Origin of the sequence: Dubosiella newyorkensis (assembly GCF_001945605.1) — a bacterium.
Taxonomy (GTDB): Bacteria; Bacillota_I; Bacilli_A; order Erysipelotrichales; family Erysipelotrichaceae; genus Dubosiella; species Dubosiella newyorkensis.
Genome location: NZ_MPKA01000046.1, coordinates 1 through 500, shown reverse-complemented (window position 1 = coordinate 500; position 500 = coordinate 1). Strand labels below are relative to the sequence as shown.

General features: G+C 46.6%; 1 protein-coding gene. It reads left to right on the top strand.

The window, feature by feature from the left end; all coding sequences use genetic code 11:
• Window positions 1-45: 45 nt before the first annotated feature.
• A partial coding sequence (locus BO225_RS02735; RefSeq protein WP_419185470.1) for a Mu transposase domain-containing protein occupies window positions 46-500 on the top strand: 455 nt, incomplete at its 3' end.

Below are 500 nucleotides of genomic sequence, written 5' to 3'. Positions count from 1 at the left end.
TGCACAGCGGGGCATCCATGGAGCAAGGGAAAGGTGGAAAATCCGATGAAGGCGCTGGATGAATTGTTTGCCTACAACGGAAAGCTCGATCTTTACGGATTGTGTCTGATATTGAAAGAAATCAACGAAAGGCTGAATGCCTCTGTCCATACCACGACCGGAAAGATCCCCATTCTGCATATGGAAAAAGAAAAAGATTTCTTACAGGCTCTTCCGGATGCTCAAGTAAGAAATCTATACAGAATCCCTACACTTTCTGTAAAAGTCGATCCCCAGAGCATGATCAGCTACAAAGGGAACAAATACTCCGTCGATCCGCGCCACCTTGGAAAAAAGCTGGATCTTCAGGCCTATGAAGGATATCTGTATTTGTATGATAACACAGAACTTGCGGCCGTTCATGCCATTGCGGACAAAAAATGGAATTATCAGGAAGAGCACTACACGGCGCTGACCGTCTACGCTTTGAAAGACGACAGCGAAGAGATCCGCCAGCTCGC